The 14,850-nt window shown below is 63.9% G+C and carries 10 protein-coding genes; 7 read left to right on the top strand and 3 right to left on the bottom strand.

Going from position 1 to position 14,850, the window contains the following annotated elements:
- The first annotated feature begins 24 nt into the window (after positions 1–24).
- Positions 25–408: a DUF7793 family protein gene (locus tag AC5RU9_RS03655; RefSeq protein WP_211711921.1), complete on the top strand. Its 384-nt coding sequence runs from the start codon at positions 25–27 to the stop codon at positions 406–408.
- Positions 409–427: 19 nt separating this feature from the next.
- On the top strand, positions 428–1,237 hold the full coding sequence (locus AC5RU9_RS03650; RefSeq protein WP_494015360.1) for a class I SAM-dependent methyltransferase: 810 nt from the start codon (positions 428–430) through the stop codon (positions 1,235–1,237).
- Between the two features lie 4 nt (positions 1,238–1,241).
- On the opposite strand, the gene AC5RU9_RS03645 is transcribed toward AC5RU9_RS03650, so the two are convergent.
- Positions 1,242–3,476 (bottom strand): S9 family peptidase, encoded by a 2,235-nt coding sequence (locus AC5RU9_RS03645; protein WP_494015359.1) that lies wholly within the window; start codon positions 3,474–3,476, stop codon positions 1,242–1,244.
- 283 nt (positions 3,477–3,759) lie between these two features.
- Between AC5RU9_RS03645 and AC5RU9_RS03640 the strand changes: the two genes are divergently transcribed.
- From AC5RU9_RS03640 to AC5RU9_RS03620, 5 genes are read left to right on the top strand one after another with little or no spacing between them, the layout of a single operon-like run.
- The gene (locus tag AC5RU9_RS03640) at positions 3,760–4,467 is read left to right on the top strand and encodes a glycosyltransferase (RefSeq protein WP_307843779.1); all 708 of its coding nucleotides are present in this window, start codon (positions 3,760–3,762) and stop codon (positions 4,465–4,467) included.
- Complete coding sequence (locus AC5RU9_RS03635) at positions 4,464–5,906, top strand: glycosyltransferase family 4 protein (RefSeq protein ID WP_494015358.1); 1,443 nt, start codon at positions 4,464–4,466, stop codon at positions 5,904–5,906. Before AC5RU9_RS03640 ends, AC5RU9_RS03635 begins: the two co-directional genes overlap by 4 nt.
- A 20-nt stretch (positions 5,907–5,926) precedes the next feature.
- Positions 5,927–8,461 (top strand): lipopolysaccharide biosynthesis protein, encoded by a 2,535-nt coding sequence (locus AC5RU9_RS03630; RefSeq protein ID WP_494015357.1) that lies wholly within the window; start codon positions 5,927–5,929, stop codon positions 8,459–8,461.
- A 35-nt stretch (positions 8,462–8,496) separates the two neighbouring features.
- On the top strand, positions 8,497–9,606 hold the full coding sequence (locus AC5RU9_RS03625; RefSeq protein ID WP_494015356.1) for a glycosyltransferase family 4 protein: 1,110 nt from the start codon (positions 8,497–8,499) through the stop codon (positions 9,604–9,606).
- The gene (locus AC5RU9_RS03620) at positions 9,607–10,416 is read left to right on the top strand and encodes a PIG-L deacetylase family protein (protein ID WP_494015355.1); all 810 of its coding nucleotides are present in this window, start codon (positions 9,607–9,609) and stop codon (positions 10,414–10,416) included.
- Here AC5RU9_RS03620 and AC5RU9_RS03615 read toward each other — a convergent pair.
- A complete protein-coding gene (locus AC5RU9_RS03615; protein ID WP_494015354.1) occupies positions 10,400–11,326 on the bottom strand; it encodes a GGDEF domain-containing protein in 927 nt (308 codons plus the stop codon). The genes AC5RU9_RS03620 and AC5RU9_RS03615 overlap by 17 nt on opposite strands.
- Entirely contained in the window at positions 11,323–14,631 is a 3,309-nt protein-coding gene (locus AC5RU9_RS03610; RefSeq protein ID WP_494015353.1) for a hybrid sensor histidine kinase/response regulator, read from the bottom strand. The genes AC5RU9_RS03615 and AC5RU9_RS03610 overlap by 4 nt, the downstream gene beginning before the upstream one ends.
- Between the last annotated feature and the right edge of the window lie 219 nt (positions 14,632–14,850).

The following is a 14,850-nucleotide window of genomic DNA, read 5'->3' as shown; positions in this document are numbered from 1 at the left end:
GCACCGAAACGCATGAGGAGCACTGTGGATCAGCACGCTACACCGCAAGACCACCAGCAGGTGTCGTTCGAACTTGAACTCGAAGAGCAGGGAATCCTGCGCCTGACGTGGCCGCGGGGCGCCAGGATCCAGGAATCGGATGCCCAAAGGGCCATGGACAGGGTCAATGAACTGTGCGGCGAAGACCGGCACCCCATGATTGTTGACATGGCGACCACGGACGACGTCACCCGTGGCGCCAGATCGGTGTTCGCCAAGCCCTGCCAAGCCAATCGCATCGCCCTGTGGGGTGCGTCTCCGGTGGACAGGGTGATTGCGAATTTCTTCCTTGGCATTATGAAGCCTCCGTGCCCCACCAAGTTCTTCACTTCCGAAACAGAAGCCCTGGAGTGGCTGGTGGAAGCATAACGCCACCTATATTTGGAGAATGTTCTCCGCCCTCAGGAAATACCTGCTGATTCCACGCCTCATCAGGCTCTCCTCCAGCGCACCCAAGGACCCGCTGACGGCGTGGGACCGGTACTGGGGCGACGTCCGCTCGACAGGTGCCACTGGTGACGTCCTGTGGGACTCGGGCAGCGACCACGAACTCAACGGCTACCTGCCCAAGGTGACTCAACTGGACCCGAACCTTCCCGTGGTGGACGTCGGGTGTGGCAACGGCAGCTTCACCCGCCTTCTTGCCCGGCACTTCCCCCTCGCTGTGGGACTCGATTACTCGGCGAACGCAGTTGACCGCGCCCGCCAGGAATCAACGGACATTACGACGGCGTCATTCGCGGTCTGCGACATGACCGCACCGGACGCTGCGGCTACTGTGGCGGCGGCCTTGGCCGAGGCAGGCTGGACAGGCGACGCAAACGTGTTCATCCGCGGTGTCCTGCACGTACTGGACAGCGACGGCCGTGCCGCCCTGGCAGCGAACCTGCTGCCCGTCGTCGGGACCCGCGGCGGGGTTTTCCTGGCTGAGACGAATTTTCCGGGCACTCCGGTGGACTACGTGAGCCACCTCGGAGCTACGCGGAAATCCATCCCCGGACCGCTCGAGTGGGCGATTCGTGGGCTGCCGATGCCCGGCCGCTTCGGTGCCAAGCAACGCGCCAAGGCATTCCCGACGGCGGACTGGAACCTGGTGGAGGAAGGCTCAGCGAGCATCGAGACGCGCCCGCTCAGCAACCCTTCCGCCCCTGATGTGATCCCGGGGTACTTCGCGCTGCTGCGGGCCCGCCAACGATGAACTCCTACTTGGGGCCGGCTCCGGGGAGAAGCTCCGTAGCACCCACGGAATCCGCGACGAACGCGTAATCCCATGCCCGCTCGCGCCATTGCACGTACCGGCCGGACGCGCCGCCGTGGCCGCCATCCATCTCGATCTTCATGACGATTGGCTCGGACCCGGTGGAAACGGAACGCAGCGCCTGCACCCATTTTGCGGGTTCGACATAGAGCACCCGGGTGTCGTTGAAGGACGTCACCGCAGCGATCTTGGGGTAGGCCACAGCCCCCACATTCTCGTAGGGAGTGTAGGACTTCATGTAGGCGTAGGCCTCGGGGTCCGTGATCGGGTTGCCCCATTCCTCCCACTCCAAGGCGGACAGCGGAAGCTCCGGGTCAAGGATGGTGGTCAGGGCGTCCACGAAGGGCACCTGTGCCACCACCGCGGCATACTTTTCGGGGGCCATATTCGCCACGGCGCCCATGAGAAGGCCGCCGGCCGAGCCGCCCATGGCCGCTACGCGTGACGGGTCAACCCAACCCGATCCGGCGAGCCAGTCAGTCGCGGCGATGAAGTCGGTAAAGGTGTTCTTCTTGCTGAGCTTCTTGCCATCCTCGTACCAGTGGCGTCCCAGCTCGCCGCCCCCGCGGATGTGGGCGATCACCATGACGATCCCGCGATCCAACAGCGACAAGCGGGCCACGCCGAAGCCCGGATCCATGCTCATCTCATAGGACCCGTAGCCGTATACCAGGCCGGCCGCAGTGCCGTCCTGCTGAACCGAAGCGTGACGCAGCACCGAGAGCGGGACCCGGGTGCCGTCGTCGGCCGTTGCCCATTCGCGGGTGGCGACGTAGTCGGTGGAGCTGTAGCCACCAAGGACCGGGCTTTCCTTGCGGAGCAGCAGCTGGCCCGCGGGCAGCTCGGCGGTGGGCAGGACGAAGTCGTACACGCGCGACGGCGTGAAGTAGGAGGTGTAGCCCATGCGAATCACGGGAGCTTCGTAGTCCGAGCCGGAAATGCCCGCTGTGTACAGCTCCTCATCGAATGCTGGCTCCACCGGCATGCCTTGCGACGTAGTACCAAGCCCGGCAAGCGGCAGCACCTGCACCCGTTCGATGGTGTCCTTGCGAATGGACAGCACAAGGTGCGTTGACGTTACGCCCGCGCCGTTGACGCGCACCTGGTCGGAATGCCCGACGACGGTCCGCCAGTCCTGCTGTTCCAGCGGCTTGTCGAGTTCGGCGGGGTCCACCAGGCTCACCATGGAGTTGATGGCGTCCTTGTTGTGGGTCAGGAGGAGGGTCTCGCGGCCATCGAGCAAGAACGGCTCGGCCTCGTAAAGAATATGTTCGTCGCGGGAAATAACGGTGCTGAGGCCGGCCTCGTAGTCATCGAAGCGGAGCAGCCGCGTTTCGCTGAACTCGGAGCAGCCGATGCTGAGCACCAGGTGACGCCGGTCGGAGGCGAGGTCGAAACCAAGCCACATGGCGACGTCGTCCTCCTGGTACAGCACCTCATCCTCGGCCACCGGAGTGCCCAGGACATGGGCTTTCACTTGGTACGGACGCCAGGCGTCATCCACCACTGTGTAGAAGAGGCGCGTGCCATCGGGGGAGAAAGCTACCCCGTAGAAGATGTTCTCGATGACGTCCGGGAGGAGCTCACCGGTGCGGAGATCCTTGATCCGTAGGGTGAAGCGTTCATCGCCGGCGTTGTCCACTGCATACGCGTAGAGGTTTCCGTCCACGGTGACCGCAGCGCCACCAATGCTGAAGAACGGCTTTCCCTCAGCTTCGACGTTGCCATCGAGGAGGATTTCCTCGCCCGGGAGCTCGACGCCTGCCTCCACCGAAGGGGGAGTCCAGTCCGCAACGGGGTCGCCTGAGTTTTTTGCCTGGATACGGCACTGGATGCTGTATTCCTTGCCCTCCACCGACCGGCTGTAGTACCACCAGCCGTCCTTCCGGTTCGGCACGGACAGGTCGGTCTCCTGCGTGCGGCCCTTGATCTCCTGGAACATGGCTTCGCGCAAAGGCTCCTGGTGCGCGGTGACAGCTTCCTGGTAGGCATTCTCGGCCTTGAGGTGTTCCACCACCTCCGCGGATTCCTTATCCCTCAGCCACTCATAGTTGTCCACAAAAACATCGCCGTGGTGTTCGCGGCGAGTGGGCACCCGCTTGGCGACAGGTGGCCCAACAGGTGATTCCGGGGCAGTAGTTTCCGGGGCGGCCGAAGGAACGGAAGATGAGTGGCTCATGTGGCAACTCTATAGACGGGCCCAGACAACCAACCAGCAATTTCGCTCAGAGCGCCGGGAAGCCTCCAAGGCCACGGCCGCAGTCCACGGCTTGGACCACAAACCAGGATTGGCGTCATGAGTTGCCGGGTTCCGCCACTCCATATATTGCGGGCATGTTTTCGTGACCGCTACCGGATATTTGGAGGCTCAGATGGTTCTGCTGCAATCCCACAGTGTGCACATCGGCAGGAGAGGAGGTCTACAAGCACGCCGACATTTAGAGACTTTGCGTCGCTCCCACGTGGATCTCGAGGTGGTTATCCCGGCCTACAACGAGGCCGCCAGGATTCCAGGCACCCTCCGGCAGACAGTCGATTTCCTGGCGACCCAGCCCTGGTCGTCACGCATCGTGGTGGTGGACAACGGCAGTGTTGACGAGACCGCGGCGGTTGTCCGCAGGATCTCCCGCGAGAAAGGGGGCGTTGTCCCCATCTCCGTCGTAGGTTGCTCCCGGCGCGGGAAGGGAGCGGCAGTCCGCCGGGGTCTCCTCAGCGGAACGTCCAGATTCACCGGCTTCTTCGACGCCGATCTGGCCACTCCCTTGGAAACGCTCACCGAAACCATGTCCCACCTGTCCAACGGTGCGGCCGCTGTCATCGCATCCCGCCATGCCCCCGGCTCCACCTTCGTCCGTCCCCAACACATTGGGCGCCGGGTGGGCGGAACGGCGTTCCGGGTCCTGACCCGGTCCAAGGTCAAGGGCATCCAGGACACCCAGTGCGGCTTCAAGTTCTTTGAACGCGATGCCCTGACAGCTGCCATGGTGCAATGCCGCAGCACCGGGTTCGCCTTTGACGTTGAGCTCCTACTTCGGCTCCAGGACAACAACGCCAGCATCATCGAACTGCCCGTGGCGTGGACCGATGGCGCGGAATCAACCTTCCGCCCTTTCCAGGACGGAGTTGCCAGCTTCGCCTCGGTGCTTCAACTCCAGAAAGCAACACCATGACCTTTGCTCTACCCGACCTGAACTCTCCATCCCGGCTTGCGGGGAAGCACTTGCTTGTCCTCAACTGGCGCGACATCAACCACTCACAGGCTGGTGGCGCGGAGCAGTACATGCATGAAATCTCCAAGAGATGGGTGCAACACGGAGTCCAGGTCACTTGGTTCACGGGACGCGACGCCGGTCAGTCCGCTGAGGACCTCATCGACGGCATCCGCATAGTGCGCGGGGGCGGAGCCTTATCCATCTACGCCCATTCGGCGTTGCGGCTCCTGCGGACCAACGGTCAGTTTGATGCCGTGGTGGATTGCCAGAACGGCATTCCGTTCTTCTCTCCCTTGTTCCTGCGGCGGGAGATCCCGATCATCCAATTGATCCACCATGTCCATCAGGAACAGTTCCGTACCAAGTTCTCACCCCCCATGGCGGCGCTGGGCCGCTTCCTGGAGAGTTCAGGCGCCAAATCCGTGTACGGGCAGCGCTCAATCGTGGCGGTGTCAGCCTCCACCCGGCTGGAACTGCGCAAGCTCGGTTTCTCCGGACCCGTCCATGTGGTTCCCAACGGAACCACGGACAGTCCGCGGCCGGTTGCCGCCCGCGCACTCAGGCCTACCCTCGCCGTCGTCAGCCGCCTTGTACCGCACAAACGGCTGGACCTGCTGTTGGGGCAATTCGCCGTGGCCGCACGGAGTATACCCAAACTGCGGATGGACATCGTCGGGGACGGTCCGGAACGGGCACGCCTGCAGCAGTTGGCCATGGACCTGGGCCTGGACCATGCGGTGACGTTCCACGGGTACCAGCCCAATGAGGTCCGTGACGAATTGCTGAGCAGGGCCTGGCTGACTGCTTCCACCTCGGCCTCGGAAGGCTGGGGATGCTCAGTCATCGAGGCCGCCGCGTGGGGCGTGCCATGCCTTGCCTTGCGGGTCCCTGGCATTCGGGACTCCGTGGTGGATGGCAGGACAGGCTGGTTGGTGGATACACCCAAGGAGTTTGGGAAAGCCATGGTCGAGGCATTGTCGGTCATGGGTGAGCCGAACGCCGCCAGGGACGTTTCAGTGGAATGCCAGGAATGGGCGAGCTGCTTTACCTGGGATCGCAGCACCAGGCTGCTCACGGGCGTCCTGTTGGAAGAGGAGAAGATACGCCGCGAGGGCCGGGACCCGCGCTCCCTGCACTCCGACCTTTCCACGCTGGTGCGCTTCGAACTGCCCGAGGGAGCGGACCTCAGGGCTATCCTGCGGCCAACGGACGAAGTCGCACTGACAGACGACGGGCATGTTTCGGTCATGATGAAAGGCCGTGACGAGTTCGAGGCTTTCGCTGCCCTGAAACAGATTGGCGTGGAGACCGCTGAACTCCGTCCGGCAGGACCCAACACTTTGCTTGCCGGTCCCGGGAGTTCGTTTGCTCCCGCAGATGCCGTCGATGGCCAGTAGCGGGCGGTCCATACGTGGAGGTGTCCCTGGAAAGACCGGTCACTGCCGTACGCGCGAGGCCAAGGGCCGAACGTCGGGAGAGTGCGCCGGCTGACGACGTAAAAATCGCCGAGAACAGCGGCTTCCTGGCCGTCTCTGCGGGGGTTGTGGGTGTGGTGAGCTATGCCTGCACCCTTCTGATGGCCAACATGCTGGGAACTGCCGACTACACAATGTTCGCCGCGGCGGCCATGATCCTGGGTGTGGTGGGAATCGTTGCCAATGCTCTGGTTCCGCTGCCCTTGTCGCACGTGGTCGCCGTACACCCGGAAGGTTCCCGGGAACGGCAGAACGGAGTGGCGTTCTCGGTCTTCGTTTCGTTCCTGGCAGGCATGCTGGCCGCGGTCGTCACCGGGGCCGTCACCCTGGCGTTGGCGACACCTGCCCTGGCAGCCGCAGTGGCCCTGGCGGCCTTGGCCATCTTCATTGTTAATGCGCCCGCCGGATGGTTGCAGGGCGAGCTTCGCTTCACCTGGTACGCGGCGTCCACCATCGGCGAGGTCGTCCTCAGATTGCTTTTCAGCCTGCTGGTGATCGTGATGGCCTGGGGTGCCGGGGGAGCGGTCCTGGGCTTCGTTGTGGCGTGCCTTGCGCCGTTGGTTGTGCCACGGTCGTTCTACCGGGACCTCCGTTGGCGGCCACGGGTCCTGCTGGACAAGTGGCGATGGGCCGAAACCAGCGATATCGCCTCCGTATTGTGCGTCGTTTCCGTTCTGGTGGGCGTCGACGTCGTCGTTGTTGGCTTCCTGGATAACGGGTCCGCCGCGGCAGCAGGATTCCAGGCGCTGGCCACCATCGCCAAAGGGCCCGTCTACGTGGCGGCTGGAACGGCTTTAGTGGCATTTCCCCTGCTGCGTACCCCCGGGATCAAGACTGGGGAGGTATTACGTGCGTCGTTTGCCTCCTTTGGGCAGCTCGTCGTTGTCGCTTTCGCCATCATCGCCACCGCCCCACCCATCATGGCGGGCGTGATAGTTCCACCGAAATATCACGGTTCCCTTCAGCTCCTGCCGTGGCTGGCAGCCTCGGGTCTTGGCTATGCAGTCCTGATGGTCTTGTCCACGATCCTCCTGGCCATGCGTGCTTACAGGCGTTGCCAGCTTGGCCTGGCATGTTCGTGTCTCCTGGTGGTGGGTGGACTGTGGGCCGGATGGCAGTGGGATGCCGTCACTGGCCTGGCGGTGGGCTCAGCGGCCGGGGCGGTCCTGTCAGGAGTGGTCCTGGTGGTTTTGGCTCGGCCCGTGTTGATGGAAGCCCGTCCAGGAAAGGGTGCCGGGCAGTTCATGGTCCTGGGCTTAGGCCTGATCGTGCTTTTGGCAGCTGCTTCCTACCTGCAGCCCCTGCTGTGGCTCGGTCTGGCGGGCATCAGCGGAGTCGCGGTCCTCGCCCACCAACAAAACCTGTTGCCACACAGGAACGACTTCAGGATTGCCCGACGTCGTCCGGCCGGCGATCACGCCCGTTCCGCAGGCCGCCGCTCCATAGTGAAAACACGGTCCACGGGGGCCGCCCGGGCGCTCGCAGGCAACTTGACCGCATTTGTCGTGGTGGTTGCCGCAGCATTCGCTGTCCGTGAGTTGATCCCTGAGCCTGGCCTGCCCGGGACCGGGACCGGGACCGGAACAGGAACAGGGACCGGAACCGCAACCGTGGCCGCAATCCTGTCCGGCGGGGCCATGGACGCGGCACTCCAATTGCGCTTACTCAACGCGGTGTTGGGCGCCGTGGCCGTGGGTCTGTGTTTCCTGGTGGTCCGAAGACTGGCGACACGTGCTGCTGCGTGGCTGGCTGCCGCGTTGGTGGCCTTCGAACCCCTGATCTTGCGCATCGGTCATCAAGAGTTCCTTGAGACGTCAGGGATGGTGGCGGCGCTCGCGGCGCTGTTGCTCCTCACAGGCCCCGGTCCAGATACAGGTACAGGTACAGGTACAGGTACAGATCCCACTGCCAGTGACGTCTCCGCGGGGTGGGAGTCTTTCGTGAGGCCAGCGGCAGCAGGGGTTCTGTTGGGATATTCCATCATCTGCCTGGACGTGTCCTTCATATGGGCCGTGGCCCCCGTGATCGTAGCGACAGTGTGGAAGCGGACGCTTCCGTGGCGCCAGGCGGTTGTGGTGGTTGGCTTTGCCTTGGTGCTGTACGCGGACTACTTCCTGGTGGTGGCAGCCCACGGCTATGCCACAGGTTTGTCGGCCGAAGGAGTGCCCCGGACCACGGCCACGATGACCGGGTACGGCTGTACGGGCCCGATGTTGCTGGTCCTCTTCTCTTTGGCTGGCGTGCTTTTGTGCTTCAGCCACCAACCGGGGCGACGCCTCGTCGGACTGGGAGTTCTGGCCGTAGGGGCAGCGGGCGCCTGTTTCGCAGTTCAGGGAACGTTGACTGAACAGACCGCTTATGCGGCCGCTGTAGCTGGTGCTATCTGCGCGGCCGTGATGGTGGTGGAACTTTGTGAGAGGTTCCCCAAAGCCCGCATAGGGGTTTCTTCCGGGGATGACAGGACAGAAAGGTCATGATGAGGGTTCTGCATTTGGGCTTCGAGGATCCGCGAATGCCTGGCGCGGGCGGGGGGTCTGTCCGTACCCACGAGATCAACCGCCGCCTTGCAGCGCGGGGTTTCCACGTCACAGTGTTGACCACCCGCTACCCGGGCTGGCAGGAACGGGTCCAGGACGGCGTTCACTATGTACCCATCGGTTTCGGTTCGGGGCGGAACAGATTGGCCCGCCTGCTGACGTACGTGGCGCGCTTGCCTTTCGAGGTTCGTCGGCGTCGTGCCATGGCGGATTTGGTAGTGGAGGATTTCTTCGCACCGTTCTCCACCATGGCCGCACCGTTGTGGACGGCTCGCCCCACGGTGGGTGTGGTGCAGTGGTTGCATGCCGAGGAGAAAGCGCGACAGTACAAACTTCCGTTGCATTGGGTTGAACGCCTGGGCGTCCGGAAGCACCGACGCCTGATCTCCGTTTCGCAGGGGATCGCGGACCGCCTGACCGGAATGAACCCGGGGCTCCATGTGGACGTGATCGGAAACGGGGTTGATCCTGCAGCGTGGATACCAGCGCCGCACCTGGGCGCGGATGTCCTCTTCATCGGGCGCCTGGAGTACGGGCATAAGGGCCTCGATCTTCTCTTGGCTGCCTGGAGCAAGTGCTGCGACCGTGTCGACGGCAATTTGCTGATCGCGGGTGCAGGCCCGGACGAAGCCCGGCTTCGGGCGGCCATCCTCGACGCCGGGCTCAACAGCAGGGTGAAGATGCTCGGGTGGCTTAGCGGCGAGGAGAAGTTCCAGGCCCTCAGCAATGCCCGGCTGGTGGTGGTGCCTTCACGCCATGAGACGTTCGGTTTGGTAGCTATTGATGCGTTGGCCGCCGGAACTCCTGTCATCACCTTCAATATCCCTTGCCTCCGGGAGATCGTTCCGCGGGGCGCGGGGTGGCTCGTGGAAGCCTTCGATGTGGACGCCTTCGCGGAGGAAATCGCCCTCAGATACGCCCAGCCAGGGCTGGAGGAAGCCGGCGCGCTCGGGCGGGAGTTCGCAGCCGGCTACAACTGGGATGCACTCGCTGAGAAGCAGGCCCAGTCCTACAACGACTCATTGGCAGCGCTCAGTGGCACCCACACGGATCAGCGCAAACCCACAACCCATGAAAGGGCTTGAATGCCGTACAGAACCAGGATCGAACGTTCGTTGGAGGGCGATGCGCCGTGGTTGTTCCTGTCACCCCACCTGGATGATGCCGTGTTGTCGTGCGGTGCGCTCATGGAGGCACAAGCCCAGGGCCGCCAGATCATCGTCGCAACGATCTTTACCGAGGCTACGGATCAACCGCACACCAGGGCTGCGCGTTCCTTCCTGCGCCAATGCACCATCGGCGACGCGGCCCAACTGTACGGGGCCAGGCAGGCGGAGGACCGGGCCGTCCTGGAAGGCATGGGCATCCAGGCCATCCACTTGGGCGAAGTCGATGCGCTCTTTCGGCGCCGGCGGAAGCCTCCACGGCTGGGAAGCAGTGCGTGGGAACGGCTCCTCCCCGAATTCACCCACCGTTACCCCACGTACCGGTTTGATATCGCCATGGGCCGGATAGCCAGGGGCGATCGGTCGCTCATCCGTGAGCTCCGCACCGACGTCGCCGGCCTCCTGGCCCAAACCCAAGCCGAGCTGCTCTTTTGCCCTGCCGGAGTGGGCAAGCACGTAGATCACCTCATGACCCGTGAGCTGGGCGAAGGCCACCCGGAGAACCTGGTCCTGTATTCAGATTTTCCCTACGACCTGACCCAGCAACCCGATGAACGCCATATGAAAGGCCTGGGCTACGTGCCGTGGTCGTGGGGCCACGGTCTGTCCGCGAAGCCGCCCCGGATCAGGGAGTATGCCACGCAAGCGGATGCACTCTTCCCCGATGGGGAGATCCCCTTGAAACCGGAAACGTACTTTGTTCCCGGCGTCATCAGCGGTCGGTGGTGAGGGCGCTGGCCAGCGTCACACGGTTCCGGCCGGAGGCCTTGGCCGCATACAGGGCGAGGTCGGCTTCGCGTAGGAGCTGCTCAGCGCCGGCGCGATGCCCGTGGGTGAAGGCAGAGACTCCGGCGCTGATGGTCAGGACACCGTCGGGGTCGCCCGAGTGTTCGATCCGTAAGTCGTGTACGGCGGAGCGGACCCGTTCCAGGATGACAGCTGCGGTTTCCTCTGACTGTTCCCCCAGCACCAGCAGGAATTCTTCACCGCCGAACCGGTAGACGCCGTCCGACTCCCGGACTTCGCGCGCCAGGGTGGAGGCGATGGCCACCAGGGCGGCGTCGCCGGCTTGGTGCCCGTAGATGTCGTTGTAGCTCTTGAAGTTGTCCACGTCCACCATGGCCAGGCAGTAGTCCCTGGGCGGGCGGTCGCCGCGGTTGTGGAGTTCGCCAAGGTCCTCCGTTAGCTTGAGCCTGTTGTGCAGCTTGGTCAACGGGTCGGTCCGGGCCTGGTTGCTGAGGGCGGTCCGGTACTTGGCCAGGTCCGAGTGTAAGGACGTGATCCGTTGGGCGGCGAGGAGCCGGATGTGCAGGTTGAAGGGGTCCAGGGGTTTGGTCACGTAATCGTCCGCCCCGGCTTCCATCCCAGCAAGCACGTCCTTCCGTGATCCGTGCGAGGTCACCAGGATCACGTAGGTGTAGTTGTCGTCCTCGGAGGAACGGATCGCCCTGCACAGATCGAGTCCGTTCAGTCCGGGCATCATCAGGTCAGTGACCACGGCCTCCGGTGCGTGCGCCTGGTAGAGCTCCCAAGCTGTGTCGCCGTCCACGGCCACGATGCATTCGTGGCCTGACTGCTCGACGGCGGCCTTGGTGATCATCCGGGAGATCTGGTCGTCGTCGGCGATCAGTACTTTCATGGCGCTCCCAATAGTGTGCGCCCGAGGGCATCATCCACCCGGGCAAGTTCCGCTCGGAGTTCGACGAGCAATCCTGGCCCGGTAACGGCGAAGTCCGGGCCTGCTTCGCGCCCGAGCCGCTCCAGGTTCCTGCAAAGGTCCGCTGCACCGACCGCGCCTATGTTGGCTGCAGCGCCGGCAAGTTTGTGGGCGGCTTCCTCCACGGCAGCGGCTTGCCCACCATCCAGTCCGGCTTGGAGCTTTTCAACGGCACCTTGGGCGTCCTCCCGGAAAGCCTTGACCGCGTCGGGCAACAAGCCCAGACCGTCCGCTGGTCCGAGGTCGCGGAGGATCTGCAGCCGTTGCTCATCCAGGACAACAGCCTTCGACGGCGGAGCTGCCGCCGCCTGTGGCGCGTCGCCCTCCGGTACCCAGCGTCCGAGTACTTCACGCAAGGTGGCCAGGTCTACGGGTTTGCTGACGTAGTCGTCCATGCCGGCGGCGAAGCAGCGTTCGCGGTCTTCGTTCAGGGCCCCGGCCGTCATGGCGATGATGGGGATCCGGGAAGCGTGGCCGTTGCGTGAGCGGATGGCCTTGGTTGCGTCGAAGCCGTCCATGACCGGCATGTGGCAGTCCATGAGGACTGCGGCGTAGGCACCGGTGAGCGCCGCTGCGACGGCTTGGGCTCCGTCTTCGACGATGTCCACGTCGTAGCCGAGCCGGTTGGCCATGCCGCGTGCCACGAGTTGGTTGACTTGGTTGTCTTCTGCGACCAGGAGCCTGCCGGCCCGGTGCGCCGGCGTGGGTGATGCCGGCGGAGTTGAGGGGGCAGCCGCTGGAGGCGCGCCGATTGTCCGGGTGGACATGAGCCGTAGGATCCTGTTGTAGAACTCGGAACTGCGCACTGGTTTGGTGAGGTATTCCCGGATGCCGGCCGAGACGAGGTCTTCCCGGTCCACCATCATGGTGGAGGTCAGCAGGATGATGCCGGGGCCGCCCGAGCCGTTGCTTTCGTGGTTTATTTGTCGTGCAAGTTCCAGTCCATCGGTGTCGGGCATGCACATGTCCACCACGGCGATGTCGTAGGGTTCAGCGGCTGACTTGGCGGAGCGGTATTCGCGCATGGCGCTTGCGGCATCGGGGACGGCAACGGGCAGCATCCCCCAGCTGGCCAGCTGGGTTTCCAGTACCAGGCGGTTGGTTGCATTGTCGTCGACCACCAGCACCCTACGTCCCGAGAGCGAGGCAGGCAGGGCAGCGGTGTCTGAGGCCGGGGGCCCGATGGGGAGGTCCAGCACGAACCAGAATTTGCTGCCGTTTCCGGGCTCGCTGTCCAGGCCGATTTCGCCGCCCATGACCTCCGTGAGCCGGCGTGAGATGGCAAGGCCCAGGCCGGTACCACCGTAGCGTCGCGTGGTGGAGGCGTCCGCCTGTGCGAAGGATTCGAAGAGTTTGTGATGGTCCTCGGCGCTGATGCCTATTCCTGTGTCGCGGACCTCGAAGCGGAGGGAGGCCTTGTGCTTGTCTTCGTTGAGGACTGAGACCTGTATTTCAACTTCACCGGCGGGTGTGAACTTCACGGCGTTGGAGGCGAGGTTCACCAGTATTTGCCGGATGCGGCCGGCGTCGCCCATGAGTCGCTCCGGGACTGCGGGGTGGCAATAGGAGATGAGTTCCAGGTCCTTGGCCTGCGCGGCTTCTGCGACAAGGCCAGCCACTTCGTCCACCAAGGCCCGCGGGTCGAACGCGTTCACGTCCAGGTCCACCTTCCCCGCTTCCAACTTGGAGAAGTCCAGGATGTCGTTGATGAGGGTCAGGAGGACCTCGCCGGCGCCTTTGACGCCTTGGGCGTACTGCCGCTGGCCCTCGCTGAGGGGTGTGTCCATCATCAGGGAGGTCAGCCCGATGACGGCGTTGAGGGGGGTCCGGATTTCGTGGCTCATGGTGGCCAGGAACTCTGACTTGAGTCGGCTGGCTTCGAGTGCGGCTTCGCGTGCGGCGAGCAGTTCGGCTTCGGCGGCCCGGCGTTCGGTGATGTCCCGTGAGATGGTTGCGACGCCCCGGATGCCTGATTCGCTGCGGATGGGGGACAGTGTCACGGAGACGGGGATGGTGGCGCCGTCTCCGCGGAGACGGAGGGATTCGTAGTTGTGCACCTCGCCGCTTCGCGCTGTGTTTTCCAAGGCCAGGCGCTCTGTTTCCATCAGGTGCTGAGGAACGAAGAAGTCGCCCTTCTTTCCGAGTGCTTCCGAGGCTGGATAGCCGAAAATCCGTTCGGCGCCAGGGTTCCAGCTGGTGATCACTCCGTCGGGCGTCTCGCCAATGATGGCGTCGCCTGAGGAGTTGACGATCGCGCCGAGCCCCTCGAGTTCCGCCGTGCGCTGGGCCACCTTCGTCTCAAGGTCGCGGGTCAGGGTCACATTTTCGACGACGATCAGCACCTGCCGCACGATCACGAAAACCACCACCACCAGGCCGGTGACCAGCAGGATGGGGTCCTGGCCGATGGGGCGGCTGCGGGAGAAGAACACGGCGCTGAAAACGGGCAGGTAGGGGAGGAGTTCCAGGGCCGCAGCGTAGGCGCGTCCGTCCTTCCGCGTGCTGCCGGCTTCGGGGAGCAGCGGGCTAAGCCCTACCAGCAGGAAGGCGAGCACCCATCCCAGAGCCAGGGGCGATCCGGTGACACCTGTGATGCCTTCGAGGGTGAAGCGCATGTAGGCCAGGTCGGTGATGGCGAGGATCCAGAAGCCGAGTCCCATGCTCAGCCAAGGCAGCCTTCGTCCGCGGGCGGCCCGCATGGTCAGGACGATCACTATTGAGACCATGAAGACGTCTGCGATGGGATAGGCCATCTGCGTCGCATGGGCAAAAGCGTCCTGGTCCTTGTCGGCGGCCAGGGGCCCGAGCACCGAACTCCAGGCGATGAAGAAAGTGGAACTGGCCACGACGCCGGCGTCCAGGATGGTCCGGCGCAGGGGGAGCCGCAGCCCCTGGCCGCGGAGCAGCAGCACCAAGCCAACGGAAACCGGGAGCGCGTACCAGACAAAGCCGATGTCGGCGAAGGAAGGGAAGGGGTATTCGTGGTTGAGCGTGATGCCGTTGACGGTCCACACGGCTTGGCCGACCGACCAGAGGGCCAACCCGGCGACTACAAACCACCGGCCCACAGAGTTGCCGCGCTTGTTCAGTACGGCGCGGGCGTGGGTGGTCAGCGCAGTGAGTGCAGCGAGAAGGATCGCCAAATCGCCGGCGAGTTGCGCCGTCGTCGTTCCTGCTCCGCTGGCCAAACCGACAGCCAGCAGTACCAAACACAAAGCGACGGGCACCAAAAAGAGTGGCCATCCCTGCCGCCCGACCGAGCGCTCCGGAAGAACCCCGTGCTTCACTCCTGCCACTGAACCCCTGCCTTCGAAAGTGGCCCCACCAAAAGCGAACAACGCGTCCTGCCTCTGCGCTGAGGAGAGCATACGCCGTGCAGACCCAACTAAGTAGCAGTTAAGCGCGTTTTGACGCTACATAACGCGCACAAATGCGACTCAGTTGGG

Source organism: Arthrobacter sp. B0316-5-4, assembly GCF_059090325.1.
Note: the sequence above shows the minus strand (reverse complement) of the source record. Positions and strands in the feature narration are given on the sequence as shown.